This is a genomic window from Phytopseudomonas straminea (assembly GCF_900112645.1).
Taxonomy (GTDB): Bacteria; Pseudomonadota; Gammaproteobacteria; order Pseudomonadales; family Pseudomonadaceae; genus Aquipseudomonas; species Aquipseudomonas straminea.
Map to the genome: position 1 here is coordinate 174,582 of NZ_FOMO01000006.1, position 26,282 is coordinate 200,863.

The 26,282-nt window shown below is 62.1% G+C and carries 26 protein-coding genes; 4 read left to right on the forward strand and 22 right to left on the reverse strand.

The features are described from left to right. Positions 1 to 186: 186 nt before the first annotated feature. The 12 genes from sctJ to murJ all read right to left on the reverse strand — a co-directional run bounded on the left by sctJ (position 187) and on the right by murJ (position 13,462). Positions 187 to 972, reverse strand: coding sequence for a type III secretion system inner membrane ring lipoprotein SctJ (gene sctJ / locus BM279_RS16285; protein WP_372239571.1), 786 nt, complete (start codon positions 970 to 972; stop codon positions 187 to 189). Positions 973 to 995: 23 nt separating this feature from the next. Further along, positions 996 to 1,370, reverse strand: a complete 375-nt coding sequence (gene sctI / locus BM279_RS16290) for a type III secretion system inner rod subunit SctI (RefSeq protein ID WP_093505428.1) — start codon at positions 1,368 to 1,370, stop codon at positions 996 to 998. Positions 1,371 to 1,461: 91 nt separating this feature from the next. Then, positions 1,462 to 2,418: a DNA-binding protein gene (locus BM279_RS16295; protein ID WP_147176930.1), complete on the reverse strand. Its 957-nt coding sequence runs from the start codon at positions 2,416 to 2,418 to the stop codon at positions 1,462 to 1,464. A 46-nt stretch (positions 2,419 to 2,464) separates the two neighbouring features. After that, on the reverse strand, positions 2,465 to 2,773 hold the full coding sequence (locus BM279_RS16300; RefSeq protein WP_093505432.1) for a type III secretion system major pilin HrpA: 309 nt from the start codon (positions 2,771 to 2,773) through the stop codon (positions 2,465 to 2,467). 123 nt (positions 2,774 to 2,896) lie between these two features. Next, positions 2,897 to 3,793, reverse strand: coding sequence for a sigma 54-interacting transcriptional regulator (locus tag BM279_RS16305; protein WP_075931585.1), 897 nt, complete (start codon positions 3,791 to 3,793; stop codon positions 2,897 to 2,899). A gap of 40 nt (positions 3,794 to 3,833) precedes the next feature. Next, entirely contained in the window at positions 3,834 to 4,709 is an 876-nt protein-coding gene (locus BM279_RS16310; protein WP_244154178.1) for a sigma 54-interacting transcriptional regulator, read from the reverse strand. Between the two features lie 1,296 nt (positions 4,710 to 6,005). Beyond that, positions 6,006 to 6,950 (reverse strand): 4-hydroxy-3-methylbut-2-enyl diphosphate reductase, encoded by a 945-nt coding sequence (gene ispH / locus BM279_RS16315; RefSeq protein ID WP_093505436.1) that lies wholly within the window; start codon positions 6,948 to 6,950, stop codon positions 6,006 to 6,008. Positions 6,951 to 7,061: 111 nt separating this feature from the next. Further along, positions 7,062 to 7,499, reverse strand: coding sequence for an FKBP-type peptidyl-prolyl cis-trans isomerase (locus BM279_RS16320; RefSeq protein ID WP_093505438.1), 438 nt, complete (start codon positions 7,497 to 7,499; stop codon positions 7,062 to 7,064). Further along, complete coding sequence (gene lspA / locus BM279_RS16325) at positions 7,492 to 7,998, reverse strand: signal peptidase II (protein ID WP_093505440.1); 507 nt, start codon at positions 7,996 to 7,998, stop codon at positions 7,492 to 7,494. Before lspA ends, BM279_RS16320 begins: the two co-directional genes overlap by 8 nt. Before the next feature lie 30 nt (positions 7,999 to 8,028). Further along, positions 8,029 to 10,863 carry an isoleucine--tRNA ligase gene (gene ileS, locus BM279_RS16330; RefSeq protein ID WP_093505442.1) on the reverse strand — a complete coding sequence of 945 codons (2,835 nt, stop codon included), beginning with the start codon at positions 10,861 to 10,863 and terminating at the stop codon, positions 8,029 to 8,031. Then, entirely contained in the window at positions 10,860 to 11,810 is a 951-nt protein-coding gene (ribF, locus tag BM279_RS16335) for a bifunctional riboflavin kinase/FAD synthetase (RefSeq protein ID WP_093505444.1), read from the reverse strand. Before ribF ends, ileS begins: the two co-directional genes overlap by 4 nt. 107 nt (positions 11,811 to 11,917) lie before the next feature. Then, complete coding sequence (gene murJ / locus BM279_RS16340; RefSeq protein ID WP_093505446.1) at positions 11,918 to 13,462, reverse strand: murein biosynthesis integral membrane protein MurJ; 1,545 nt, start codon at positions 13,460 to 13,462, stop codon at positions 11,918 to 11,920. Positions 13,463 to 13,721: 259 nt separating this feature from the next. On the opposite strand from murJ, the gene rpsT reads away from it, so the two are divergent. Further along, positions 13,722 to 14,000 carry a 30S ribosomal protein S20 gene (gene rpsT / locus BM279_RS16345; protein ID WP_070882692.1) on the forward strand — a complete coding sequence of 93 codons (279 nt, stop codon included), beginning with the start codon at positions 13,722 to 13,724 and terminating at the stop codon, positions 13,998 to 14,000. 171 nt (positions 14,001 to 14,171) lie between these two features. Next, positions 14,172 to 15,797 (forward strand): methyl-accepting chemotaxis protein, encoded by a 1,626-nt coding sequence (locus BM279_RS16350; RefSeq protein WP_093505448.1) that lies wholly within the window; start codon positions 14,172 to 14,174, stop codon positions 15,795 to 15,797. A gap of 24 nt (positions 15,798 to 15,821) precedes the next feature. Here the strand turns inward: BM279_RS16350 and BM279_RS16355 are convergent, their stop codons facing one another. From BM279_RS16355 to rplU, 5 genes are all read right to left on the reverse strand, one after another. After that, entirely contained in the window at positions 15,822 to 16,286 is a 465-nt protein-coding gene (locus BM279_RS16355) for a CreA family protein (protein WP_093505450.1), read from the reverse strand. A gap of 17 nt (positions 16,287 to 16,303) precedes the next feature. Continuing rightward, complete coding sequence (gene proB / locus BM279_RS16360) at positions 16,304 to 17,422, reverse strand: glutamate 5-kinase (protein WP_093505581.1); 1,119 nt, start codon at positions 17,420 to 17,422, stop codon at positions 16,304 to 16,306. Positions 17,423 to 17,523: 101 nt separating this feature from the next. Next, positions 17,524 to 18,747, reverse strand: a complete 1,224-nt coding sequence (gene cgtA, locus BM279_RS16365) for an Obg family GTPase CgtA (RefSeq protein WP_027909436.1) — start codon at positions 18,745 to 18,747, stop codon at positions 17,524 to 17,526. Positions 18,748 to 18,971: 224 nt separating this feature from the next. After that, positions 18,972 to 19,229 carry a 50S ribosomal protein L27 gene (gene rpmA / locus BM279_RS16370; RefSeq protein WP_013789841.1) on the reverse strand — a complete coding sequence of 86 codons (258 nt, stop codon included), beginning with the start codon at positions 19,227 to 19,229 and terminating at the stop codon, positions 18,972 to 18,974. Positions 19,230 to 19,267: 38 nt separating this feature from the next. Beyond that, a complete protein-coding gene (rplU, locus tag BM279_RS16375) occupies positions 19,268 to 19,579 on the reverse strand; it encodes a 50S ribosomal protein L21 (protein WP_013789840.1) in 312 nt (103 codons plus the stop codon). Positions 19,580 to 19,852: 273 nt separating this feature from the next. On the opposite strand from rplU, the gene BM279_RS16380 reads away from it, so the two are divergent. Next, positions 19,853 to 20,821 (forward strand): polyprenyl synthetase family protein, encoded by a 969-nt coding sequence (locus BM279_RS16380; protein WP_093505583.1) that lies wholly within the window; start codon positions 19,853 to 19,855, stop codon positions 20,819 to 20,821. A gap of 167 nt (positions 20,822 to 20,988) precedes the next feature. Beyond that, on the forward strand, positions 20,989 to 21,216 hold the full coding sequence (locus tag BM279_RS16385; RefSeq protein WP_070887188.1) for a PA4570 family protein: 228 nt from the start codon (positions 20,989 to 20,991) through the stop codon (positions 21,214 to 21,216). Positions 21,217 to 21,380: 164 nt separating this feature from the next. Here the strand turns inward: BM279_RS16385 and bamJ are convergent, their stop codons facing one another. The 5 genes from bamJ to BM279_RS16410 form a co-directional block, all read right to left on the reverse strand. Beyond that, a complete protein-coding gene (gene bamJ / locus BM279_RS16390) occupies positions 21,381 to 21,998 on the reverse strand; it encodes a BamJ family beta-barrel-assembly machinery protein (RefSeq protein WP_093505452.1) in 618 nt (205 codons plus the stop codon). A gap of 209 nt (positions 21,999 to 22,207) precedes the next feature. Further along, complete coding sequence (locus BM279_RS16395; protein WP_093505454.1) at positions 22,208 to 22,513, reverse strand: DUF6482 family protein; 306 nt, start codon at positions 22,511 to 22,513, stop codon at positions 22,208 to 22,210. 106 nt (positions 22,514 to 22,619) lie between these two features. Further along, positions 22,620 to 23,108 carry a TIGR00645 family protein gene (locus tag BM279_RS16400; protein ID WP_013789835.1) on the reverse strand — a complete coding sequence of 163 codons (489 nt, stop codon included), beginning with the start codon at positions 23,106 to 23,108 and terminating at the stop codon, positions 22,620 to 22,622. Between the two features lie 182 nt (positions 23,109 to 23,290). Beyond that, positions 23,291 to 23,632 (reverse strand): PA4575 family protein, encoded by a 342-nt coding sequence (locus BM279_RS16405; protein ID WP_093505456.1) that lies wholly within the window; start codon positions 23,630 to 23,632, stop codon positions 23,291 to 23,293. 180 nt (positions 23,633 to 23,812) lie between these two features. Continuing rightward, positions 23,813 to 26,281: a Lon protease family protein gene (locus tag BM279_RS16410; RefSeq protein WP_093505458.1), complete on the reverse strand. Its 2,469-nt coding sequence runs from the start codon at positions 26,279 to 26,281 to the stop codon at positions 23,813 to 23,815. Between the last annotated feature and the right edge of the window lies 1 nt (position 26,282).

A 26,282-nucleotide genomic window follows, 5' to 3' on the forward strand; every position in this document is an offset into this window, starting at 1 on the left:
CCTGGTGAGGCTCCGGGGGTTGCGCCAGTCGCACCGCGCGGCTTTCTGCGATGCACGCATGGCGGCTGATGGGTGAGCGAAGGGCCAGGGCCATGTGCTCGGCATTGGCACCGACGGGCCATCCCGGGGAAGCGGGGTCGCCGGCCGCATACCACCAGCGAATCCAGCCGGCTGCCAGCCCGTCCATCAGGTACGGCTCGGCAAGGTGGTGGTGGAGCGCCGCGGCGCAAGGCGCGAAAGCAATGCCTGCCGCCAGTCGGCACGCGCGGCCAGAACGATGACCAGCAACAGCAGAATGAGAAACGCTGGCGCGCCCCATAGAACCCGCTGCCAAAAGCCCAGTTGGTGCTCCTCAAGCAGGAAGGGCCCGAACCTGACAAGGGGCTCGGCGTCGTCGAAGGCCGCTGCCGGAACGAAGACGATGGAAAACTTTCCGGAGTCGGCACTGACCGTGTCGGCCATGCCGGGAATGCTGCTGGACACCATCATCTGGATGCGCTGACGCACGGCATCCGGCTCCAGCCGTTCCGAGTGCTTGATGAATACCGCGGCCGACGCCGGCTGTACGGGCTCACCGGGCGCGACCCGCTCCGGCAACACCACGTGTACACGGGCGACGATGACGCCATCGATCTGCGACAGCGTTGACTCAAGTTCCTGGGATAGGGCATAGATGTAACGCGCCCGTTCCTCCAGCGGCGTGGAGATGACGCCCTCTTTCTTGAAGATTTCACCGATGCTGGTACGGGCACGGCGCGGCAGGCCGGCGGACTCCAGGATACGAATGGCGCGGTTGGTATCGGCGCGATCCACGGAGACGACGATGCCACTTTTTTCCGTGCGCTTGCCGGTGTCGATCCGGTAATCGCCCAGGGAGGCGATCACGTCATTGGCATCCTGTTCGGACAGCCCGCTGAACAGGTCGGTCTGCTCGCTGCAACCTGCAAGCAGCAGTACACAGAGCCCTACCACTAGACATCTTTTCACAGTGCGGCCTACTGCATGTTGGTCAGCTTTTCGATGGCCTGGCCACCCTTGCTGATTGCCTTGGTGGTGATGGCCATTTCCAGCGAGTACTGCGACAGCGCCCTGCTCATCTTCGCTATCGAGGTCGGGTCGTTGTCCATCACCGCCTGTTTCATGCTGCGCATGGCATCGTCCGAGAGCCGATCCACCGAGCCCATGCGCCCGCCCACCGCCTCGGCCAGGAAGGCGCCACTCTGACTCGGCTCCTCGACGGCCGCCCCACGCATCAGCGAGTTGAACAGTTCGATATCGGCTCGCGACGGCTCGTTGACCAGGCCCTGCTCAAGCTCCAGGCCCCCGTTCTTGACCACTTTCTTGAGGTCGTCCATTGCAGAAATGCTCATGCCACTCAACTCCAGCAAAGGTGATCGATTGAATACGGCGCACCCGAGGTGCTCGACCCCACGCCAGTGGCATGGGGCCAGGCGCCGCCCATCAGGCCTGCTGCTTGCCACCCGGCAGCATCAGATTGACTATCGCGTCGGCCGCATCCCTGGCGCCCTGTTCGACATTGCGCGACTCGAGCTTGCTGGTGAGGTTCTGCAACTCGTTCACCACACCACCCAGCAGTTGCGTCAGCTCCTTGAGAATGTCGCCCTGCGCCTGACCGGGATTGCCCTCCGGGCTGCCCAGACCACCGGAGCCGCCCAGCGAATCCTGACCGGGCGCTGCGCCTGATGCAGAAGCACCACCGGGTACCTGCTGCCCCGATGCCCTGGCATCGAGCTGAGAGCCGATCATGTCGATGGCCGACTGAAACGACTCGGCTTCGCTCTTGTTGAAGTGCTTGTCCTCGATCAGCTCCTTGCCCCAGGACCCCGCATCGGGCGGCGGAAACTGCTGAGGATTGGCATCCATGAACTTGGCGACTTCCATCATCATGCCGGCGTCTTTCTGCTCGAACTTACTACCCTCGCCATCAGGCTTGAGCATGCCGTCCAGCGAAGACTTGGCCAGGCCGCTGAGAACACGGTCGAGCAGATCACCACCTCCCTGCTGCCCCATGCCGGGCGCACCACCGCCCTCCGTGCCACCCGCTGCGCCAGGACCACCGCCGCCGGCTGGCGACTGACCGAAATCCTTGCCCAGCTTGTCGGAGATCAACTGCTCCAGGATCTTAGTCAGCAGTTGCTCGATGCCCCCGCCCAGGCCGCCGGCCTGGCCACCGAGCCCACCAGCGCCGTTGCCGCCGCCGCTGCCACCGGACATCTTGTCCTTGACCATCTGCCCCAGGCCGGAATCGGCGTTACCGCCAGCCTTGAGCAGTGCCTGAACCAGTTGCTTGATGACGTCTTCCAGCCCCTGCGCACCGTTCTTTCCCTGCAGCGGCCTGTCTGTGAAGCCAACCAGGCTACTTTGCTCAGCGGCCGGTCTGTTGATAACCATGTTCATGTCCATGCCTCCTTCATCAGGCGCCCTCTGCCGGAGAGGGCATCAATCAGTAGCTGATACCCTTGGCGTTCTGCGCCGAGGAACTGATCGCCTTGTTCGAGGCATCCTGCTGCGCCGAATTGATGGAAGAGGCCACGTTCTGGCTTTGCACGTTGCGATTGGCCTCGCCCTGGATCTTCTGCAGCTCGGCAGAATGCGCATCGTTTTTCTTGTTCTCGCTGCGGATGGCATCGAGGGCGGCACTGTCGGTGGAGGTATCCCGGAGCCCGTTGGCACTGTCCTGACGCGCCGTGGTTTGGCCGAGATATTGAGCGGTGGTGTTGTAAGCGTTCTGCACGCCTTTAATCGGATCCATTGGTTCTATCCTCTCGATGATTGATGGCAACGCTCGGTGGTTGCGTTGGATGGGTGGCAAGGACCCGAAGATCGGTTCCAAACAATCCGCAGAGCGTTCTCGCCCCGGCAATGGTCGGCGGGCTCACACATCGAGATCCTTCATCCGCTGGTAGAGGGTGCGGCGAGGGATATCCAGCTCACTGGTGACCGCGGCAATGCAGTGGTCATTGCGCTTGAGCGACTGCTGGATGAGGGTCTTCTCGATCAGCCGCAACTGGTTCTTGAGGCCAGTTTCCGAGGACTCGTCCGGGTCGTCGTCGATCAGAGGCATGCCGAGTACGTGGCGTCGAGCGGCGGATTTGAGCTCGCGGTAATTGCCAGGCCAACCATGGCTGAGCAGCAGCACTTCGACCCGCTCGTCGATCACCGGGGCAGGCATGTTGAGCTCGACCTCGGCGGTGGCAACGAAATGCCTGAAAACCGACACGATATGACCGGGACGCTGACGCAGCGGCGGCAGGCTGAGACTCATCACACTAAGCCGGTAATACAGATCGCGGCGAAACAGCCCCCCCTCCATCAGCAGATCGAGCGAACGCTGGGCGGAGGCCACTACACCTATATCCAGGGGTATGACCCGAGTCGATCCCAAGCGCTCAACCTGGCGGCTCTCCAAGACCCTCAGGAGCTTGACCTGCAGATTGAGGGGCATGCTGTCGATCTCGTCGAGATAAAGCGTGCCCCTGTGTGCCGCTTCGAAATACCCGCTGCGGTCTCTATCCGCCCCGGTGAAAGCCCCGGCATTGACACCGAATAGTTCGCTCTCGAACAAGGTCTCCGGGATGGCCGCGCAATTCACCGCGACGAAGGGCCCCTTGGGCCTTGAAAGTTTGTGTAGATGTCGCGCGACCGTATCCTTGCCAGTGCCCGTTTCACCCAACAGCAGCACATCAATACCCAACTCGGAAATACTCTGTCCTAATACGTCCAAACTCGAAATTCCATTCTCGAGCACCAACAGATCTAGAGCAGACTCCATACTTCATCCCCGACCACTGGAATATTACCTATGCGACTAGTCAACCCTGAAGTGATTGCTCCTTGAGCGCACCGGTAGTACACGCCAGTTCCCTGATACGAAAATGCAGGGTTCGCCTGGGAACACTCAGCTCTTTGGCTACCGCTTCCAGGCGCCCCTCATGGCGGTGCAATGCATCGGTGATAAGTGCTTTTTCAATTCGCTTCATCTGCACTCTCAAACCGGTATGAGTGCTGACATGTTCCATTGCTAATGCTTCAGAATTCAGTAAAGAGACACCCATCACAAAACGCTTGGCCGCCGCTTGCAGTTCACGAACATTACCAGGCCAGGAATGACCGAGTAACAGCATCGCAACGGGAGACTCGAGAACAGGTACTTCTCGCTTCAGACGAGTTGCCGCCGTGCGCGCGAAATTTTCAAACAATGGCAATATTTCGCCGCGTCGCTCGCGCAACGGTGGAAGTCGAACAGTCACCTCATTGAGACGAAAGAACAGATCACTGCGAAAACTTCCTTGTTTCACCAACTTTGCCAATGGTCGTTGGGCGGAAGCGATGACTCTTAGATCAAGGGGAATAAAGTCCGTACTGCCGAGCCGACCCACGCCGCGCTCTTCCAGCACACGTAGGAGCTTGGCCTGGAGCGCCAGGGGCATGCTGTCGATCTCATCAAGGTACAAGGTGCCCTTGTCGGAGGCCTCGATATAGCCTGACCGCGCGCGCAAAGCCCCGGTATAGGCACCACTGGCAGCACCGAACAGCTGACTTTCGGCGAGCGACTCCGGGATGGCTGCACAGTTAATCCCTACAAAGGCACCAGGCCGCCCAGAATGTTTGTGAATGAGCTGCGCCAGCATGTCTTTCCCCGTGCCGGTTTCCCCGCAAACGAGAATATCGACATTCTGACTGATCATCGGTAGGGAAACGCCCAGTTTCAGAGTGTCACTCAGGCACTTGCAGGGTCCCTGGCAATTGGAGATTGTTTCAACCATCAAAAAGCCTCTCAACAGTTCCCGCCGATACGTGGCGCGCTCTCGAGAGGTATGTCGAACAGACAATAAGCCTCTCAGCCGCTAACTTTTGAAGAGCGATCAGTATCGACATTATGATTATTTTCTCGGCGGGAACCTTGCAACGCTCAGCTGCAGTGATAACCGCCTTTGGAACGCTTTTGCCCGAAGTAGTGACTGCCCACAAAAGGATCAGTTCAATGGCGGTTTAAAAAAACACCGCTCCGACGTAATGCCATACCGTTTGTCTTTTTAATCCATTCTTCAATGCAGCCAATCCCAAACAACCAAACTACCGTGACACCCATTAGCAAGTACCATGCGCTCTGCCGCGAGGCTTTCGACGAAGACCGGGCATTATCGTCGACAACACAATGCCTCCCAGCGAGAGATCAATTAGCCAGTATAAAATACTTAACTCGGATAATTATTAATTCGTCTAGCAAAACTGCTGAGCAGCCAGACGTACACTCCCTCTCAATCAATTAAATACATATTAGAGCTTAGAGAATTACTGTTGCATCTTGGTTTCAAGCGATAGCAAAGCAAAAAAGTACATATCTCCTCGATCGCCAAAGTTCGCAAATGAAAAGCGCCTCCCCAGCAGAAACAAATTGATACATATGCTTACAAGCACGCCTCTCCGAGCAATGTCTATTGCGACGCCGCGATCAGCACCTATAAATGGCTATTCGAGTTATGGCCGCGAGTGGCCGTCAGGCGGGCACTTATTCATAGGGAAATGGTGTGGAGATAGGTGGCGCCTTCCAGCCAGCTTGCCTAGCCATACCGTTCAAGATCGAGCAGATACGCCGGGGCGCAGTGCCTATAGGCAAAGAGACAGACCACGTGCTGGTGCTTCCCATGACGGAACCTCACGCTTGTCATTATAGTTGTACGCCACGAAGGGCGCTGAGTGTCATCTCTTTGCAGATGCTGTGCCAGAAAGCCAAGTGCCCTATATAGAGCATCAGCACCCGCCCAAGAAAGGTACTAGCTGGCGGGAAATTGCCTGCGAGAGTCGCAAGCTGGCGGAATCTTGCTAGAAAACGCTGGATGAGCCACGCATGTACCGACACAGCAGCGGCCCGAGTCATTCAAACTCGCTGGCGGCCATATGCAAGCAGGCATCTACTGTGTCGACGCGGCGCCTCATGCGAGTGCGCCGGGCCCGATCTATGAACGCAATTAAGGGGCGTGTTAAACCGCCTTGAGCCGCAGCTCCTTGGGCATGGAGAAGGTTACGTTCTCCGGGCGGCCGTCCAGCTCCTGAACGTTGCCGGCTCCCCACTCGCCCAGTTTGTCGATCACCCCGCGCACCAGCACTTCCGGTGCTGAGGCGCCGGCGGTGATGCCGATGCCATTGGCGCCGTCGAACCACTCGCGCTTGAGATCCTCGGCGCCGTCGATCAGATAGGCGGGGGTGCCCATACGCTCGGCAAGCTCGCGCAGGCGATTGGAGTTGGAGCTGTTCGGGCTGCCGACCACCAGCAGGACGTCGCACTCGTCGGCCAGTTGCTTGACCGCATCCTGGCGGTTCTGGGTGGCGTAGCAGATGTCGTCCTTGCGCGGTCCGCCGATGCTGGGGAAGCGCGCGCGCAGAGCGTCGATGACCTTGCTGGTGTCATCCATCGACAGCGTGGTCTGGGTGACGAAGGCGAGATTTTCCGGATCGCGCACCTGCAGCTTGGCGACGTCGTCCTCGTCCTCGACCAGATAGATGGCGCCGCCGTTGCTGGCATCGTACTGGCCCATGGTACCTTCGACTTCCGGGTGGCCTTCGTGGCCGATCAGGATGCACTCGCGGCCGTCACGGCTGTAGCGCACCACTTCCAGATGCACCTTGGTGACCAGCGGGCAGGTGGCGTCGAACACCTTCAAGCCGCGGTTGGCGGCTTCGTTGCGCACCGCCTGGGACACGCCGTGGGCGCTGAAGATGACGATCACGTCATCGGGCACCTGATCCAGCTCTTCGACGAACACCGCGCCACGGTTGCGCAGGTCCTCGACCACGAACTTGTTGTGCACCACTTCGTGGCGCACGTAGATCGGCGGGCCGAACACCTCAAGGGCGCGGTTGACGATCTCGATGGCGCGGTCGACACCGGCGCAGAAACCGCGGGGATTGGCGAGTTTGATTTGCATGGCACGCTCGGCACGGAAAGCTTGAGTGGAGAGTCTATCCCACGAGCCGCGATGGGCTCAGGGGATAGACAGCGCGTTCACGAGTAATGTCCGCCTGCGACTGACGCCCGGTCAGATCGCCTGCACGTCGATGATCTCGACGTCGAAGGTCAGCGTCTTGCCGGCCAGCGGGTGGTTGAAGTCGATGGTCACCTGGGCGTCGTCGAACACCTTGACCACGCCTGGCAGCTCGGTGTTGGCGGCGTCGTTGAAGATCACCAGCAGGCCTTCGGACAGTTCCATGTCCTGGAACTGCGAGCGCGGCATCACCTGCACGTTCTGCGGGTTGTGCTGGCCGAAGCCCTGCTCAGGCTCGACGGTCAGGCTGCGCTTGTCGCCCGCCTTGAAACCGTAGAGCGCGGCTTCGAAGCCCGGCAGCAGGTTGCCATCTCCGACCTTGAAGGTCGCCGGCTGCTTGTCGAAAGTGCTGTCGACCACATCGCCGTTATCCAGCTTCAGCGCGAAGTGCAGGGTCACCTGCCGATCCGGGCCGATACGTACATCAGTCACGTGCCACCTCTTCTTCGGGCTTCTTGCTCTTGAACATATCCAGCGCCAGCAGGACAGCGCCTACTGTGATGGCGCTGTCGGCGATGTTGAACGCCGGGAAGTACCAGCTGCTCTGCCAGTGCACCAGAATGAAGTCGACCACGTGGCCGAAGATCACCCGATCAACCAGATTGCCCAGCGCACCACCGAGCACCAGGGCCAGGCCGACGGCCAGCCAGGTTTCATCGGCCTTGAGGCGTTTCATCCATACCACCAGTACCACGCTGACCGCTACGGCGATCAGGGTGAACAGCCAGCGCTGCCAGCCAGACGCACCGGCCAGGAAGCTGAAAGCTGCACCGGTGTTGTAGGCCAGGGTCCAGTCCAGCACATTGGGGATCACGGTGATGCGTTCCCACATCTGCAGGTTGTTGTCGAACCAGAACTTGGTGACCTGGTCGATCACGAACACCACGACGCTGAGCCACACCCAGCCGAGCTTGCCGAAACGGGCGCTCATTGATTCATCTCCGCGAAGCGGGCCAGGGCGTTACGCATGGTGGCGCACCTCACCCGAACCTTCGATGTTGCTGATGCAACGGCCGCACAGCTCCGGATGCTCGGCGTGAGTACCGACATCAGCTCGCAGGTGCCAGCAACGACCGCACTTGGCGTGGGCAGATTTGACGATCTTCAGCTTCAGGCCTTCGACTTCGGTGACCACCGCATCGGCCGGCGCATCGCTCAGCGGTGCGGTGGCGGCAGCGGAGGTGATCAGCGCGAACCGCAGTTCGTCGCCGAGCTTGGCCAGGTCATCACGCAGGGCGTCGTCACCGAACAGAGTCACTTCGGCCTGCAGGCTGGCGCCGATGGCCTTGCTCGCGCGCAGGTTCTCCAGCTCCTTGTTGACCGCGCCCTTGACCGCCATGACGCGCTCCCAATAGGCGTTGTCCAGTTCGAAGCCTTCCGGCAGACGGGCCAGGTTCTCGTACCAGGTGGCCAGCATCACCGACTCGGCGCGCTCGCCCGGCAGGAACTGCCAGATTTCCTCGGCGGTGAACGACAGGATCGGCGCGATCCAGCGCACCAGCGCTTCGCAGATGTGGAACAGCGCGCTCTGGCAGGAACGGCGGGCGACGCTGTCCGGCGCGGTGGTGTACTGGCGGTCCTTGATGATGTCCAGGTAGAAGCCGCCCAGCTCCTGCACGCAGAAGTTGTGCACCTTGGAGTAGACGTTCCAGAAGCGGTATTCGCCGTAGGCTTCGGTCAGCTCGTCCTGCAGATGCGCGGTGGCGTCGACGGCCCAGCGGTCGAGATCGAGCATCTGCTCGACCGGCAGCAGGTCGGTAGCCGGGTTGAAACCATTGAGGTTGGCCAGCATGAAACGCGCAGTATTGCGGATGCGCCGGTAGGCGTCGGCGCTGCGCTGCAGGATCTGGTCGGAAACCGCCATCTCGCCGGAGTAGTCGGTGGAAGCCACCCACAGGCGCAGGATGTCGGCGCCCATGCTGTCGATCACCTTCTGCGGCGCGACCACGTTGCCGAGGGACTTGGACTGCTTGCGGCCCTGCTCGTCGACGGTGAAGCCGTGGGTCAGCAGTTCCTTGTACGGCGCGTGACCATCGATGGCGCAGCCGGTCAGCAGCGAGGAATGGAACCAGCCACGGTGCTGGTCGGAACCTTCCAGGTACAGATCGGCAACCGGGCCATCGGCATGCGCCAGCTCGGCGTGGGAGCCACGCAGCACGTGCCAGTGAGTGGTGCCGGAGTCGAACCACACGTCCAGGGTGTCGCGGCTCTTGTCGTACTGGTCGGCCTCGGCGCCCAGCAGCTCGGCGGGGTCGAGCTTGAACCAGGCTTCGATGCCCTCTTGCTCGACGCGCTTGGCGACTTCTTCCATCAGTTCGACGGTACGCGGATGCAGCTCGCCGCTTTCCTTATGGGTGAAGAACGGGATCGGCACACCCCAGTTGCGCTGACGCGAGATGCACCAGTCCGGACGGCCGGCGATCATGCTGTGCAGGCGGGCCTGGCCCCAGGCCGGAACGAACTTGGTGTCTTCGATGGCCGCCAGGGAGCGCTCACGCAAAGTGCCGCCCTCCTTCGGCTTGCTGTCCATGCCGACGAACCACTGCGCGGTGGCGCGGTAGATCAGCGGCGTCTTGTGGCGCCAGCAGTGCATGTAGCTGTGGCTGATGGTGGCGTGCTTGAGCAGCGCGCCAACTTCTTCGAGCTTGGCGACGATCGCCGGCGTGGCTTTCCAGATGAACTGGCCGCCGAAGAACGGCAGCGAGTCCACGTACACACCGTTGCTCTGCACCGGGTTGAGGATTTCGTCATTACTCATGCCGTAGCGCTTGCAGCTCTGGAAGTCGTCCTCGCCATAGGCCGGCGCGGAGTGGACGACACCAGTACCGGCGCCCAGCTCGACGTACTCGGCCAGGTACAGCGGCGACAGGCGGTCATAGAACGGATGACGGAAGTTGATCAGTTCCAGCGCCGAGCCCTGGGCGGTGGCGACCACCTGGCCTTCGAGGCCGAAGCGCTGCAGGCAGCTCTCGACCATTTCCTCGGCAAGCAGCAGCAGGCGGTCGCCGACGTCCACCAGCGCATAGGTGAATTCCGGGTGCACGTTCAGCGCCTGGTTGGCCGGAATGGTCCAGGGCGTGGTGGTCCAGATAACGATGGCGGTCGGCTTGCTCAGGCTGCCCAGGCCAAAAGCGGCGGCCAGCTTGTCGGCATCTTCGACCGGGAAGGCCACGTCGATGGCTTCGGATTTCTTGTCCTGGTACTCGACCTCGGCCTCGGCCAGCGCCGAGCCGCAGTCGAAGCAGAAGTTGACCGGTTTGAGGCCCTTGAACACGAAGCCGTTCTTGACCATTTCCGCCAGGGCGCGGATCTCGCCAGCCTCGTTGGCGAAGTTCATCGTCAGGTACGGGTTGTTCCAGTCACCCAGCACACCGAGGCGGATGAAGTTGGCCTTCTGCTCCTCGACCTGCTCGGCCGCATAGGTGCGGCAACGCTCGCGGGTCAGGTCGGCCGGCTGGTTCTTGCCGAAGGTAGTCTCGACCTTGTGCTCGATCGGCAGGCCATGGCAGTCCCAGCCCGGCACGTACGGCGCGTCATAGCCGGCCAGGGTCTTGGAACGGGTGATGATGTCCTTTAGGATCTTGTTCAGCGCGTGACCGATGTGAATGCTGCCGTTGGCATAGGGCGGGCCGTCATGCAGCAGGAATTTCGGGCGGCCTTCGCCGGCCTTGCGCAGCTTTTCGTAGAGACCAATATCAATCCAGCGCTGCAGGGTCTGCGGCTCGCGTTGCGGCAGGCCAGCCTTCATCGGGAAGGGAGTATCGGGCAGGTTCAGCGTGGCTTTGTAATCGGTCATGTCGGGCTCTTCATCAGCGGTTGGCGCTGCCAGTGGTCGCGGGCAGCGGCAATGTCGGCCGCAATGGCCGTCTTCAATGCCTCGAGCGAGGCGAAACGCTGCTCATCGCGCAGCTTGTGGTGGAAAGCCACCGTCAAACGCCGGCCATACAGGTCACCGGCAAAATCCAGCAGGTGCACCTCGAGGTGGGCGCTCCCGTCACCGGCCACGCTGGGGCGCACACCGATATTGGCAACGCCCGGCCATGGCTGGCCGTCTATCTCGACACTGACCAGGTACACCCCGGTCAGCGGTACACGTTTGCGCTTGAGCTGCACGTTGGCGGTCGGCGCATTGAGCTGACGACCGAGCTTCTGGCCGTGCAGCACCCGCCCGACGATGCGAAAGGGCCGGCCGAGCATGCGTTCGGCGACGATGAAATCGCCGCTGGCCAGGGCCTCGCGCACTCGCGTGCTGCTGACGCGCTGCCCATCGATCTCCACGGTCTTGGCCGCTTCGACAGTGAAGCCTTCACGCTGCGCGGCCTCGGCCAGAAAAGCAAAGTCACCGGCGCGGTCGCAGCCGAAGCGGAAATCGTCGCCTACTTCCAAGTGCAATACACCGAGCCCATCAATCAGCGCACGCTGCACGAACTCCGCAGCGCTGAGCTCACGCAGGCGCGGGTTGAAGGTCAGGCACAGCACCCGATCAACACCTTCGGCGGCCAGCAAGGCGAGCTTGTCGCGCAGCCGGCTCAGACGTGCCGGAGCGCCTTCGGGATCGAAGTATTCACGCGGCTGCGGCTCGAACAGCACCACGCAGCTCGGCACGCCCAGCTCTGACGCGCGCTCACGCAAACGCGCCAGAATCGCCTGGTGGCCACGGTGAACGCCGTCGAAATTACCGATGGTGGCGACACAGCCCCGATGCTGGGGCCGCAGATTATGAAGGCCTCGAACCAGCTGCATAACGCGCTTCTTGCTCACAAAGTGGCCAATTATACGCACAGCGGCCGGCGCCGGGTAGCGGATACGCCGCGCTCATTTGGCGCTGCCAGTCAGCGCCGTACTGCCCATCAGGCAATCGAACGGCGGGAGAAGTCGCGCAGACGGAACCCCAGGATACCCAGCACAGCGAAATAGCTCAGCGCACCGGCTGCGACCAGCGCAGCAAGGCGCAGCAGGCGGGCCAGCATGCTGCCCTCGCTCCAGTCCGGCATCAGCCAGAGCATGCCGACCAGCACCACGACCATCACCAGCACCGCCGCCAGCAGCTTGCTGGCGAACATCGCCCAGCCCGGTTGCGGCTGGTAGAAGCCGCGGGCGCGTAGCTTCCAGAACAGCAGGCCGGCGTTGATGCAGGCCGCCAGGCCAATGGACAGCGCCAGGCCAGCATGGGCCAGGGGGATGACAAAGATGAACAGCACGTTCATCACCTGGGTCATCAGCAGGGTGAACATTGCGATGCGCACCGGCGTGCGAATGTCCTGGCGCGCATAGAAGGCCGGCGCCAGCACCTTGACCAGCAGCATGCCCAACAGGCCCAGCGAGTACGCCAGCAGAGCACGCTGGGTCATCTCGGCGTCAGTGGCGGTGAAGTTGCCGTACTGGAACAGCGACACCACCAGCGGCTCGGACAGCAGCGCCAGCGCCAGGGCGCAGGGCAGCGCCAGCAGGATGCACAGGCGCAGGCCCCAATCGAGCAGTTTCGAGTAGGCGGCCGGGTCCTCGGCGGCGTGGGTCTTGGCCAGCGAAGGCAGCAGAATGGTACCCAGAGCGACGCCTAGCACCCCGGACGGCAGCTCCATCAGGCGGTCGGCGTAGTACATCCACGACACGGAACCGGCGACCAGAAAGGAGGCGAAGATGGTGTTGATGATCAGCGAGATCTGCGCCACCGACACACCGAGGATCGCCGGGCCCATCTGCCGCAGCACGCGCCACACACCACTGTCGCGAAGATTCAGGCGCGGCAGCACCAAGAGGCCGATCTTGCGCAGGTGAGGCAGTTGATAGAGCAGCTGCAACAGGCCGCCGACCAGCACGGCCCAGCCCATGGCCATTATCGGCGGGTCGAAATACGGGGTCAGGAACAGCGCGAAAATGATCATGCTGACGTTCAGCAGGGTCGGCACGAAAGCCGGCACGGCGAAACGGTTCCAGGTATTGAGCAGCGCGCTGGCGAACGACGACAGGGAGATCAGCAGAATATAAGGAAAGGTCACCCGCAGCAGATCGCTGGTCAGCTCGAAGCGCTCGGGGTTGTCGCTGAAACCGGGTGCCGAGGCCCAGACGATCCAGGGCGCGGCCAGCACGCCGAGCAGGGTCACCAGGGCGAGAATCAGCGTCAACTGACCGGCGACATAAGCCACGAAGGTGCGGGTTGCTTCTTCACCCTTCTGCGTCTTGTACTCCGCCAGAATCGGTACGAATGCCTGGGAAAAGGCGCCCTCGGCGAAAATGCGGCGCAGCAGGTTGGGCAGCTTGAAGGCCACCACGAAGGCATCCGAGGCGATCCCCGCACCGAAGATCCGGGCCATGATGGTGTCGCGCACGAAACCCAGAACCCGCGACAACATGGTGATGGAACTGACGGCGGCCAGCGACTTGAGAAGATTCATTCGGCAGGGATGCTCAATCGGCAATTACGGGATCGAATTCGGCGCGCGCAGCACACGCCAGCAACAGACCGCGCCGACACACGAAGGTGCGACGACGCCAGTGCGGCCGGGAGTGTAGAATCGCCGACGCGATAAAGCATCCTTCGCGTCGCATGCCCGACGACGACTGACGCAGTATCGACCTTGACAAGTGCCGCGCTCGCCTGCATGATTCGCGGCCTTATTTGTCAGTAACCCCTAGTTTTCGAGGAGCTTGACGGTGGCCAATACACCTTCTGCCAAAAAACGCGCAAAACAGGCTGAGAAGCGTCGTAGCCATAACGCCAGCCTGCGCTCCATGGTTCGTACCTACATCAAGAACGTAGTAAAGGCTATCGACGCCAAAGACCACGAGAAAGCACAAGCTGCTTACGTTCTGGCTGTGCCTGTTATCGACCGTATGGCCGACAAAGGCATCATCCACAAGAACAAGGCCGCTCGTCACAAGAGCCGCCTGAACGGTCACGTCAAAGCACTGAGCCAAGCTGCAGCTGCCTAAGCGTACCGCTTCATGAGAAACCGGCCTCAGGGCCGGTTTTTTATTGCCTGCAGAAAAGCACCTCCACGCCCAAACCGCCCAACCCACCAGAGCCATTCAAGCCACAAGCGAAGCGGCCGATATCCAGACCGATAGCGCAAACACCTGCGCGCGACCGGAAGGAAACGAGTCATGTGGTTGAGAGGTTTGGACATTGGCAAACGTGCCAGCCTGGCGTTCGCACTGCTTGCAGCAATCGTGCTGGGGCTCGGAATTTTCTCGCTGTCGCAGATGAATCGTATGGACGATGCCTCGGACGATCTGCGCGACAACTGGCTGCCCTCGCTAATGGCCGCCGAGGAAATCAGCAACGGCATCAGCCGCCTGCGCGCCCTCACCCTACGGGTGACAATACTGAGCAATGAAGGCGACCGGCAGAGCACACTCAACCTCCTCGACGAGCTCGCCAAAACCATACCGAGCCAATTCGATGCTTACGTCCCACTGATCAGCGGCCCCAACGAGCGACAACTGTACGACCAGCTGCGAAGCGCCTACGAAAGCTACGCCAATGTGCAACAACAGGTCGTGAATGCCGTGCGCAACGACCGCCCAGGCGATGCCGTAAGCCTGATCAACGGGCCACTGGTGGGCCTCGCCGACGAACTGGCAGCGTCCATCACCCAACTCGCCAACTTCAACAACGCGGGCGCGAAGCAATCGACCGACACCAGCCAGAGCGCCTTCAACAGCGCAGTGGCGATGGTCATCGCCACGCTGGTTGCCAGTCTTGTCGTCACTATCATTCTGGCCCTGGTACTCACCCGGAGCATCGTGCGGCCACTGGGCGAGGCCCTCAATGCTGCCGACGTTATCGCCTCTGGCGACCTGACCCAACGTATCCAGATCCGCGGCAGCGACGAGCCGGCACGCCTGATGGGCGCCCTGCAGACCATGCAGAAGAATCTGCACGGGGCGATCCAGAGCATCGCCGACTCCTCCAACCAGTTGGCCTCTGCTTCCGAGGAACTGCACGCGGTAACCGAAGACTCCACCCGCGGCCTGCACCAGCAGAGCACCGAAATCGATCAGGCCGCCACAGCGGTCAATGAGATGACTGCCGCCGTGGAGGAAGTGGCGCGCAATGCGGTGAGCACCTCGGAAGCCTCGAAGGAGTCAAACACCACCGCACTACGCGGCCGCGAGCAGGTGCGCGAAACCGTCGACTCGATCAGCCAGCTGGCCCGCGACGTGACCGACACGTCCGGGGAAGTGGAACGCCTGGCCGAACAGATTCGCGAAATCAGCAAGGTGCTCGACGTGATCCGCTCGATTGCCGAGCAGACCAATCTGCTGGCCCTCAACGCAGCCATCGAAGCAGCACGCGCCGGGGAAGCCGGCCGTGGCTTTGCGGTGGTTGCCGACGAAGTACGCGCCCTCGCCCACCGCACGCAGCAGTCGACCCAGGAAATCGAAGGCATGATCGGCGGCATTCAGAGCGGCACCGAGAAAACCGTGACTGCCATGCAGCACAGTAATCAGCGCGCCCATTCGACCCTTGAGGTCGCCAAGGCCGCCGGCAGCGCCCTGGAGCAGATCACCAAAGCCATCGCCATGATCAACGAGCGCAACCTGGTGATCGCCAGCGCCTCGGAAGAGCAGGCTCAGGTGGCGCGGGAGGTCGACCGCAATCTGGCGAACATCCGCGACCTGTCGCTACAGACCTCGGCCGGCGCCAACCAGACCAGCGCCTCCAGCCAGGAGCTGTCGCGCCTGGCGGTGGACCTCAATGCACTGGTGACGCGCTTCAAGATCTGATGATCGGCGGCGAAGGCCCTCGACTCAGCTACCTTTCGGCCAGGGCAGGATCGGAATAGCAGTTACTGCGTTCTGCGGACTGCCTTCGATGATGCGGTCGCTATAGACCAGGTACACCAGAGTGTTGCGCTTCTGATCGAAGAAGCGCACGACTTGCATGGTCTTGAACACCAGCGAGGTACGCTCACGAAAGACCTCATCGCCATCCTTGAGCTCACCAGCAAAGCTGATCGGGCCGACCTGACGGCAAGCGATCGAAGCTTCGGCGCGATCCTCGGCCAAGCCGAGACCACCCTTCACGCCACCGGTCTTGGCGCGCGACAGGTAGCAGGTAACCCCTGAAACCTTGGGATCATCGAAGGCCTCAACGACGATCTTGTCATTGGGGCCCAGCCACTTGAATACCGTGGAAACCTGGCCGATCTCCTCGGCCATGGCGCCCAGCGGCAGCGTTATCAGCGTCACAGCAACCAACAGAAGCTTACGCATCGCCACCTCCCAGAAGATCAGACCAGAATCAGATTGTCGCGGTGTACCAGCTCCGGCTCATCGACATAGCCGAGCAGGCGCTCGATCTCGTCCGACGGGCGACCGATGATCTTCTGCGCCTCCAGGGCACTGTAGTTGACCAGACCGCGCGCCACCTCACGACCATCCGGCGCCACGCAGACCACCATTTCGCCGCGACGGAAGCTGCCCTGCACGGCCTTCACGCCAACCGGCAGCAGGCTCTTGCGGTCGGAGACCAGCGCCTTGACCGCGCCATCGTCCAGCACCAGGGTGCCGCGGGTCTGCAGGTGCCCGGCCAGCCACTGCTTGCGCGCCGCCAGCATGCCGCGCTCGGGCACCAGCAGGGTGCCGAGCAGCTCGCCCGCCTTGAGGCGTGCCAGCACCTGCTCGATGGCGCCACCAACGATCACCGTGTGAGCACCGGAACGAGCAGCCAGGCGCGCCGCGCGCAGCTTGGTCTGCATGCCGCCACGCCCCAGGGCACCACCCACGCCACCGGCCACGGCGTCGAGCGTCGGGTCGTCGGCACGGGCTTCGTGGATCAGCTGGGCATCGGGGTTGTTACGCGGATCGGCATCGAACATGCCGTCGCGGTCGGTAAGAATCACCAGCAGATCGGCTTCCACCAGGTTGGCCACCAATGCGGCCAGGGTGTCGTTGTCACCGAAACGGATGCCCTCGGTGACCACGGTGTCGTTCTCGTTGATCACCGGCACCACATCGAGGTCGATCAGGGTACGCAGGGTGCTGCGCGCATTGAGGTAGCGCTTGCGGTCGGACAGGTCGTCATGGGTCAGGAGGATCTGCGCGGTACGTCGACCATGCTCGCCGAAGCTCGACTCCCAGGCCTGCACCAGGCCCATCTGGCCAATCGCGGCGGCCGCCTGCAGCTCGTGAACGGCACTCGGGCGCGCCGTCCAGCCCAGACGGCTCATGCCCGCCGCCACGGCACCGGAGGAAACCAGCACCAGCTCGACGCCCTGCGCCCGCAGCGCGACCATCTGCTCGACCCACACCGCCATGGCGCCACGGTCGAGCCCCTTGCCATCGGCGGTCAGCAAGGCACTACCAATCTTCACGACCCAGCGCTGCGCACCGCTTACCTTGTCACGCATGTTTTCCAACCCCAGCCAGAAGCACATTTTCGCAAGCCGTCACCGGCGGCAACGGCCAAACCTACAAAAACGCCGCTAAAAAAAGCGGCGTCTGTCGTCCATCAATCCCGGACGTAAATGATTTCCGGTCCGTCCTCGTCGTCTTCCTCGTCCCAGAAGCTGTCGTCCTCGTCGACATCGCCCACTGCCCGCACACCGGAGCGGCGCAGCGCACGCTTGTCGTCCAGCGCCTGCAGCTGGGCACGCGCCTCATCTTCGATGCGCTGGTCGAGCTCGGCAAGCTCGGCGGCGTATTCGGGGTTCTCCTGAATACGCTCGGCGCGCGCTTCGAGGAAATCCATGATGTCGTAGCACAGCTGCTCGGTGCCTTCTCGCGCCAGAGCGGAAACCACGTAGACCGGGCCTTCCCACTCCAGCCGCGCGACGATCTCGGCGATGCGCTGCTCCTTCTCCTCATCGAGGATCTGGTCGGCCTTATTGAGCACCAGCCAGCGCTCACGATCGGCCAGCGCCGGGCTGAACTTGGTCAGCTCCGCGACAATGGTAGCCGCAGCCTCGGCCGGATCGGTCTGATCCAGCGGCGCCATATCCACGAGGTGCAGCAGCAGGCGGGTACGCGCCAGGTGCTTGAGGAAGCGAATACCCAGGCCAGCACCTTCGGAAGCACCTTCGATCAGCCCCGGAATGTCGGCGACCACGAAACTCTTGTAGCGATCAACGCTGACCACACCCAGGTTCGGCACCAGAGTGGTGAACGGGTAGTCGGCAACCTTCGGCTTGGCAGCCGACACAGCACGAATGAAGGTACTCTTGCCAGCGTTCGGCAGACCGAGCAGGCCGACGTCGGCCAGTACCTTCAGTTCCAGCTTGAGATCACGAGCCTCGCCCGGCTTGCCCGGCGTGGTCTGGCGCGGAGCACGGTTGGTGCTGGACTTGAAGCGGGTGTTGCCCAGCCCGTGCCAGCCGCCCTGGGCGACCATCAGGCGCTGACCGGCCTGGGTCAGGTCGCCAATCACTTCCTGGGTACCGGCATCGATGACCGTGGTGCCGATCGGCACCGGCAGGATCAGGTCTTCACCCTTGGCGCCGGTGCAGTCGGTGCTGCCGCCCTTCTCGCCATTGGGCGCCTGGAAACGGCGGGTATAGCGGTAATCCACCAGGGTATTGAGGTTGGCCATGGCCTCGATGTAGATCGAGCCGCCATCACCACCATCACCGCCGTTGGGGCCGCCGTTCTCGATGAACTTCTCGCGACGGAAGCTCATCATGCCGTTGCCACCATCGCCGGCCTTTACAGAAATCGATACTTCATCGACGAATTTCATGGGTACACCTCCCGCCATAATCGCGGGTTACTGAAACAGGAAACACCGGGTGCTTGCGAAATTGCCCTGAAACCACCCGCATCAACCCAGGACAGTTTGGCAAGAACCCACAACCCTGTACGCCTGCTGCAAGCCGAATCGGACGAAGCGGTAAACCGGGCGCAACAGGATACAGAAACAAAAAAGCCCCGTCGCAGGACGGGGCTTTTCCAGCAACTTCGCGATTAGGCCGCGACGACGCTTACGTAACGGCGACCGAAGGCACCTTTTACTTCGAACTTGATCACGCCTTCGATTTTCGCGAACAGGGTGTGATCCTTGCCCATGCCAACGCCGTAGCCAGCGTGGAACTGGGTGCCGCGCTGACGCACGATGATGTTGCCAGGAACGATTTTCTGGCCGCCATACATCTTCACGCCAAGGCGTTTGGCTTCTGAGTCGCGACCGTTGCGGGTACTACCGCCAGCTTTTTTGTGTGCCATGAGTTCAATACTCCTATAAAGGGCTCAAGCGAAATGAATCAGGCCTGAATACCGGTGATTTTGATCTCAGTGAACCACTGACGGTGGCCCTGACGCTTCATGTGGTGCTTGCGGCGACGGAACTTGATGATGGTCACTTTATCGTGACGGCCTTGGGAAACGACTTCAGCCGAAACCTTGGCACCTTCGACGACAGGAGCGCCGATGGTGACGTCATCACCGTTGCCAACCAGCAACACGCGATCGAAAGTCAGAGCTTCGCCAGCGGCCAGCTCCAGTTTCTCGACCTTGAGGAATTCGCCTTCGGTGACTTTGTATTGCTTGCCACCAGTAACAATTACTGCGTACATGGTAAATCTCCGTTGATCCTGCTCACCCAGCGCTTTATAGGAATAACTGTTGGCTGGCATGGCTGCTCGGGGCCGGATGGACACCCGTGCAATTGCGTAAGGCAGGGAAATACCCAGGGGGAAGTTCAGGGTGCGCGATTGTACGCAAGCCTCTTCAGCAGCGCAAGCGCCGCCTGCCGTCGCCTTGACAGCCCCCACCCTGCCCCCTAGCATGCCGCGCAAACTAGGGCCTATTAAGGCCGATAGTGCCTGTCCAAGGAGCTTATGTCGCTGATGCAACCCCAGACTTTCTACAGTGTGGTAGCGGATGATTTCGCCGCTGTTGACGGCATTATCCGTCAGCAAGTGGTGTCCCGCGTCCCGCTGGTCGAGAAGATCGGCGACTACATCATCTCCGCTGGCGGCAAGCGCCTGCGCCCGCTGCTGGTACTGCTCAGTGGCAAGGCGCTGGGCCTGAACGACGAACGCCTGCGCCTGCTGGCTGCCACCATCGAATTCCTGCACACCGCCACCCTGCTGCACGACGACGTGGTCGACATGTCCGACATGCGCCGTGGCCGTAGCACCGCCAATGCCCAGTGGGGCAACGCACCGAGCGTGCTGGTCGGCGACTTCCTCTATTCGCGCTCGTTCGAAATGATGGTCGAACTCGACTCGATGCCGGTGATGCGGATTCTCTCCAAGGCCACCCGGGTGATCGCCGAAGGCGAAGTGCTGCAGCTATCAAAGATTCGCGACGCCAGCACGACCGAAGAAACCTACATGGAAGTCATCCGCGCCAAGACCGCCATGCTGTTCGAAGCTTCGACCCAGAGCGCCGCGGCACTGGCCGAAGCGAGCGCCGAGCAGAACGAAGCGCTGCGCCTGTTCGGTGATCACCTGGGTGTGGCCTTCCAACTGGTCGACGACCTGCTCGACTACAAGGGCGATGCCGCCACTCTGGGCAAGAACGTCGGCGACGATTTGGCCGAAGGCAAACCCACCCTGCCGCTGATCTACACCATGCGCGAAGGCAACGCCGAGCAGGCTGCCCTGGTGCGCAAGGCGATTCAGAAAGGTGGCCTGGAAGACCTGGAAAGCATCCGCGAAGCCGTGCAGGCCGCCGGCGCTCTGGACTACACCGCCAATCAGGCACGCCAGTACGCCGAGCGTGCCATCGCCTGCCTGGAAGTGCTGCCGGCCAGCGTCTACCGCGACGCCCTGGTCGAGCTGAGCCACTTCGCCGTGGCCCGCACGCACTGACCACTCAGGCACCGCATCACAAGAAGCCCGCCCCCGCGACGGGCTTTTTTATGCCCGCCCCTTTCCACTCCGTCAGCCACGCCATCGACGAGCGGTGCGATTAAACCTTGCTATTAAAGTAATAAGAATTATTCTCATATCTACCAATCACTCAGGGAGATGCGAGCATGACCTATCTAATCGACGCCTGGCTGGACCGCCCTCATCCCTACCTGCGCATCCTGCACCGCGAGACCGGCGAAGTCTGCGCCGTACTCGAAGAGGAGGCACTGGACGAATTGCGTAAACAGGGTGACCTGGATCTGCACGAGCTGAGCTCGAGCGAGCCGCTGATCCTCAAGGAACTGGTGCGCAGCCTGTTCCTGTATTGCTATGCCCGGGCCTTGCGCCCGTGATACTTATCCGAAGGCTCGCAAGCTAGAGCCCTGCAATGCCTATGCGTCCCCACGAAAATAGGCGAAGAAGTGGCCGGGGTCGCGACCGACTGTACTGTCGTACATGAGCTTCTCGCCTATTTTTAAACGCCGCAGGGCCGACGCGCAGCAGCCTTCGCAGGTGCTTACAGGATGTCGAGCAGCTCGACATCAAACACCAGCACGCTGTGCGGCGGGATGCTGCCAACGCCCTGGGCGCCATAGGCAAGCTCGCTCGGCACGTACAGGCGCCATTTGCTGCCGGTACCCATCAGTTGCAGGGCCTCGGTCCAGCCGGCGATCACGCCGCCGACCGGGAATTCCGCCGGCTGGCCACGTTCGTAGGAGCTGTCGAATACGCTGCCGTCGATCAGGGTGCCATGGTAGTGGGTGCGCACGCTGTCCTCACGCGATGGCTTGGCGCCCTCGCCTGCGGTCAGCACTTCGTACTGCAGGCCGGAGGCCAGCACGGTGACGCCTTCGCGCTTGGCATTCTCGGCCAGGAAGGCCAGGCCGGCGCCGGCAGCCGCGTCGGCCTTGGCCTTGGCTTCGGCCTGCATGACGTCGCGGATTACCTTGAAGCTGGCCGACAGTTCGGCCTCGCCGACGCGGCTCTCCTGGCCGGCGAAAGCATCGCGCAGACCAGCCAGAATGGCATCCAGGCTCACGCCCGGCGGCGGGTTGTCGCGCAGCTGGCCACCAAGTTGACGGCCAATGCCGTAGCTGACGCGTGCTTCGTCAGTGGAAAGATCGAGTTCGGACATATCGCCGCTCCGCTAGTAGGAAAAAAGGCCGGCTAGCCTATCACGGCTCCCGCCGTCGCCTGTGCCTTAGAACCTGTTCACGATCTAGCGAGCTAGAGCCATACAAGGCAAAAACAGGCGAGGAAGCGGAGTTTACGTGCTGTAAATGAGCATTCTGAGACTGTTTTTAACGCCGTAGGGCCGACGCGCAGCAGATCGTGAACAGGTTCTTACCAGCGGCTGCGCAGGCCGACCGGCACACGCAGGGCGTCGCGAGTGCCGCTCGGCAAGCCGCACATCTCGTCGTAGGCCGAGGCATGCACCAGAAACAGCGGCACGTCCGGCAGCTCTTCGAGCAGGTCACGAGCATGTTCCACCGAGCGCAGGTGCAGGTTGCGCCCCGCCTCGTCGCGCAGGTAGGCGCGTTGCTCGACGCCGAGAATCTGCAGCAGGTAGATGCCGCCTTCCAGGGAAATCAATTCGAGTTCGCTCACCGCACCATCGCGAGCCGCTCGCAGCAATTCGGGCAGAGTCATGGCATGTCCTCCCAGGCAAGAAGTACCACTATACGATTGTCACCACGCCGATAACAAAACGCCCGGCGTTCCACAGGGAAGGCCGGGCGTTGCGCAGGCAACGGGATCAGTGCTTGGTCAACTTGTCCAGGTAACCCATGGCAAAGGCCGAGACCACGAAGGTCATGTGGATGATCACGTACCACTTCAGGTGCTCGGGATCATGATTGCGCGCGTCCATGAACACCCGCAACAGGTGGATCGAGGAAATCGCCACGATGGACGCCGCGACCTTCATCTTCAGCGAGCTGGAATCCATCTTGCCGAGCCAGGCGAGCTTTTCCTTGCTGTCGTCGATATCCAGCTGGGAAACGAAGTTCTCGTAGCCGGACATCATCACCATCACCAGCAGGCCGCCGACCAAGGCCATGTCGACCAGCGACAGCAGCACCAGGATCAGATCGGCCTCGGCCATGCTGAAAATGCCGGGCAGGATGTGGAAGATTTCCTGGAAGAACTTCAGGGCCAGCGCCAGCAGGCCCAGTGACAGACCGAAATAGATGGGGGCCAGCAGCCAGCGCGATGCGTACATCGCGTTCTCGATAAAGCGTTCCATGGGCTCTCACAGGTGGTGAACAGGCGAGCGAGTATACCCAGCGCTCAAGTACAGGCAAGCCGCGGCGCATGGGCTGAATACGGCCAAGCTCAAGGCCTATCGGTGATTGTGGATAAGATTTTCTGCCGTGCGTTTCCGGGCTGACCAGCCGGTCGCCCTACGAACGGTTCCACACTGCCGCTTCAGCTCTCGGGCCACGACAGCGATACGGGCCGGGACGCGCCGTGAGCACCATTCAAACGGCGCAGCTGAGCCTGGGCGTGCAGGCGCCAGATCAGCGGTTCGTGGCAGGGGCCATAACCTTGGGCGGCGAGGCTTTCGGCAATGTCATCGAGCAGGCGCTCGACCACCAGAGGCCCGTGGAATGGGCCTTGCGCCTTGACAGCGGAGGGTTGTCGGGCAGTCAGGCCGGCGACGCAGATCAGCGTCCACAGCCCTTGATCGCCCGCCAGGGGCAGCGCCACACACTCGATGCGCGTGGTCACGCCGAGGCAATCACGGGTCAGGCAGAGGCTACGCGACATGGCGGCGATCCTCGCAGAGACAGACCTGCAGCCTACACCTGTAGCGCCCGCTGGCAAAGACAGGTTTATACACACAAACTGTGGATAACCTTGTGCATGACAGGTGTGCAAACAACCCCATGCCGCCGATTGAAGGGTGGCGGGCGAGCCGATCGGCGAGTGATCAGCCCGCCAACGGCCCTACTCCGCGGTCGGCTTTTTCGTCCGGGGTTTTTTGGGCTTCTCCGGCAGCGCCGCGGTGAGCGCTTCCTTGGCCTGTTCGGGCTTTTCTTCCTCACCCATGCCGATCTCGGCGATCTCGCGCAAGCGCTCGACCACCCGCGCGTTCACGCTGCCCTTGGGGAAATGGCCCTTGTCGTTCGGCGTGCCGGCATCCTCACCGACAAGCAGGCTCAGCGCCTCATCCACATGGCGCACGGCGTAGATATGGAACTGTCCGGCGCGCACGGCCTGCAACACACGCTCGTCGAGCATCAGGGTGGACACGTTGGAATGCGGGATGATCGCGCCCTGCTCGCCGGTCAGCCCGCGGGCCTCGCAGAGGCGGAAGAAGCCTTCGATCTTCTCGTTGACGCCACCGACCGCCTGCACCTCACCGAACTGGTTGATCGACCCGGTGATGGCGAAGCACTGCTTGAGCGGCGTGCGCGACAGCGCCGAGATCAGCGTGCACACCTCGCCGAGCGAGGCGCTGTCGCCATCCACGTAGCCGTAGGACTGCTCCAGGGCGATGCTCGCGGAGATTTCCAGGGGGAATTCCTGGGCGTAGCGGCTGCCGAGGAAACCGGTGAGGATCATCACGCCCTTGGAGTGGATCGGCTGGCCGAGGTTGACCTCGCGTTCGATGTCGACGATGCCCGAACCGCCCGGATAAACCGTGGCGGAGATGCGCGCCGGCACGCCAAAGGCCGAGTCGCCGACTTCCAGCACGGTCAGGCCGTTGCACTTGCCGATGGCCGCGCCGACGGTGTCGATGAGGATGATGCCGGCGAGCATGTCATCGATGATCCGCGCCGAGACGCGCCCGGTGCGGGTGGCCTTGGCCTTGAGCGCACGCTCGATATGGTCGGCGTCGGTCACTGCCTCGCCGGCCAGATTGCGAATGAAGTCCGCCTCGCTGACCAGCTGGAACAGGTCGCCGATGCGCGCCGACAACCGCCCCTGGTGTTCGGCCAGGCGCGCGCTGTAGGTGGCTAGGCGAGCCACCGCAGCAGCGGTGAGCGGCGCCATGCCCTCTTCAGTGGTGCGGGTCTTCATCAGCTGGGCGAACTGCTCCAGACTGTCGTCGGCCAGCGGGATGTCCTCGTCGAAGTCGACCAGCACCCGGAACATCTCCTGGAAGTCCGGATCGGCGTCCTGCAACGCGTAGTACAGCTGGCGCGAACCGATGATCACCACCTTGAGCTGCAGCGGCACGGTTTCCGGATTCAGGGTCACGGTGGCGATGCGACCGAGGTCGGCCAGCGGCGATTCCATCTTCAGCTTGCGCGACTGCAGAGCGCGCTTGAGCGCCTCCCAGACGAACGGCTCGCTGAGGAATTTCTCAGCCTCGAGGATCAGGAAACCGCCATTGGCGCGATGCAGCGCACCGGGGCGCAGCTGGCGATAACTGGTGTAGAGCGCGCCCTGGTCGGTGTTGTATTCGATGCGGCCGAACAGGTTGTCGTAGGTCGGGTGCGGCTCGAACACCACCGGCGCGCCGCCATCGACGTGGTGGCCGACGATCAGGCTCGGGCAATACAGCTCTTCGAGCAGCTTGCGGGTCTGGGCATCGGGCTTTTCCACCTCGATCAGCAGGTCGATCACGCTTTTCAGCAGATCCACCTGCATGGCCTGCAGGTAGGCGCACACACCGGCGTTCTCGGCGTACTTCTCCGACAGCGGCGCCAAAAGCGGCTGCAGCGCCACGGTGATGGTTTCCTCATTGAGCTGGCGCAACTGGTTGCTCGACTCGCGCTTCCACTGCGGCAGGCTGGCCAGCTCCTCGTTGAGGCGCTCTTCCAGGGCAGCGATATCAGCGTGGAAGCGCTCGCGCTCGGTTTCCGGCAGTTGGGCGAATTCGGCCTCGTCCAGGGCCTTGCCGTCGAGCATCGGCGTGAAGGCGATGTTGGTGCTGTCGCGGTACAGGGCGATGCCGCGCTCCAGGGACAGACGCTCGATGACGTCCAGCGCCTGGTCATAGCGCTTGTTGAAAGCGCGGTCGATGGCGCTCTTCTTCTGCTGGAACGACGGATGCTCGAAGACCGCCGGAAAGGTGGCCAGCAGGTTGTCGATCAATGCGTTGATGTCGGCGATGAACTCGCTGGCTGTGCCGGGCGCCAGCTCCACCGCGCGCGGCTCGCGGGGCTCGTCGAAGTGGTTGACGTAAACCCGATCCGGCGGCGTTTCCAGGCGTTTGCCCTCGGCCTGCAGGTAACGTTTGACGAACGAGAAGCGGCCGGTGCCCGGCTCGCCCATGACGAATACGTTGTAGCCGGGGCGCGGCATGGCCACGCCGAACTGCAGGGCCTGCACGGCGCGCTCCTGGCCGAGTACGCCACGGAAGGGTTCCAGGTCATCGGTGGTAGTGAAGGCGAACTGCTTGGGCGAGAAGGGACGGGTGAGTGCATCGGGCGCCAGGCGCAGGCCGGCTGCAACGGGATCGGGCATC

Coding starts and splice junctions, on each gene's coding strand:
- BM279_RS16395 (WP_093505454.1), bottom strand. CDS start 22,513: ATGACTCTGCCCGAATTGCTGCGAGCGGCTCGCGATGGTGCGGTGAGC.
- BM279_RS16300 (WP_093505432.1), bottom strand. CDS start 2,773: ATGGATCCGATTAAAGGCGTGCAGAACGCTTACAACACCACCGCTCAA.
- BM279_RS16355 (WP_093505450.1), bottom strand. CDS start 16,286: ATGCGTAAGCTTCTGTTGGTTGCTGTGACGCTGATAACGCTGCCGCTG.
- BM279_RS16385 (WP_070887188.1), top strand. CDS start 20,989: ATGACCTATCTAATCGACGCCTGGCTGGACCGCCCTCATCCCTACCTG.
- proB (WP_093505581.1), bottom strand. CDS start 17,422: ATGCGTGACAAGGTAAGCGGTGCGCAGCGCTGGGTCGTGAAGATTGGT.
- BM279_RS16310 (WP_244154178.1), bottom strand. CDS start 4,709: ATGATCAGTCAGAATGTCGATATTCTCGTTTGCGGGGAAACCGGCACG.
- bamJ (WP_093505452.1), bottom strand. CDS start 21,998: ATGTCCGAACTCGATCTTTCCACTGACGAAGCACGCGTCAGCTACGGC.
- BM279_RS16295 (WP_147176930.1), bottom strand. CDS start 2,418: ATGAACATGGTTATCAACAGACCGGCCGCTGAGCAAAGTAGCCTGGTT.
- BM279_RS16405 (WP_093505456.1), bottom strand. CDS start 23,632: ATGTCGCGTAGCCTCTGCCTGACCCGTGATTGCCTCGGCGTGACCACG.
- ileS (WP_093505442.1), bottom strand. CDS start 10,863: ATGACCGATTACAAAGCCACGCTGAACCTGCCCGATACTCCCTTCCCG.
- BM279_RS16350 (WP_093505448.1), top strand. CDS start 14,172: ATGTGGTTGAGAGGTTTGGACATTGGCAAACGTGCCAGCCTGGCGTTC.
- rpmA (WP_013789841.1), bottom strand. CDS start 19,229: ATGGCACACAAAAAAGCTGGCGGTAGTACCCGCAACGGTCGCGACTCA.
- BM279_RS16380 (WP_093505583.1), top strand. CDS start 19,853: ATGCAACCCCAGACTTTCTACAGTGTGGTAGCGGATGATTTCGCCGCT.
- murJ (WP_093505446.1), bottom strand. CDS start 13,462: ATGAATCTTCTCAAGTCGCTGGCCGCCGTCAGTTCCATCACCATGTTG.
- ispH (WP_093505436.1), bottom strand. CDS start 6,950: ATGCAAATCAAACTCGCCAATCCCCGCGGTTTCTGCGCCGGTGTCGAC.
- BM279_RS16400 (WP_013789835.1), bottom strand. CDS start 23,108: ATGGAACGCTTTATCGAGAACGCGATGTACGCATCGCGCTGGCTGCTG.
- cgtA (WP_027909436.1), bottom strand. CDS start 18,747: ATGAAATTCGTCGATGAAGTATCGATTTCTGTAAAGGCCGGCGATGGT.
- lspA (WP_093505440.1), bottom strand. CDS start 7,998: ATGAGCGCCCGTTTCGGCAAGCTCGGCTGGGTGTGGCTCAGCGTCGTG.
- BM279_RS16305 (WP_075931585.1), bottom strand. CDS start 3,793: ATGGAGTCTGCTCTAGATCTGTTGGTGCTCGAGAATGGAATTTCGAGT.
- BM279_RS16410 (WP_093505458.1), bottom strand. CDS start 26,281: ATGCCCGATCCCGTTGCAGCCGGCCTGCGCCTGGCGCCCGATGCACTC.
- rplU (WP_013789840.1), bottom strand. CDS start 19,579: ATGTACGCAGTAATTGTTACTGGTGGCAAGCAATACAAAGTCACCGAA.
- ribF (WP_093505444.1), bottom strand. CDS start 11,810: ATGCAGCTGGTTCGAGGCCTTCATAATCTGCGGCCCCAGCATCGGGGC.
- sctI (WP_093505428.1), bottom strand. CDS start 1,370: ATGAGCATTTCTGCAATGGACGACCTCAAGAAAGTGGTCAAGAACGGG.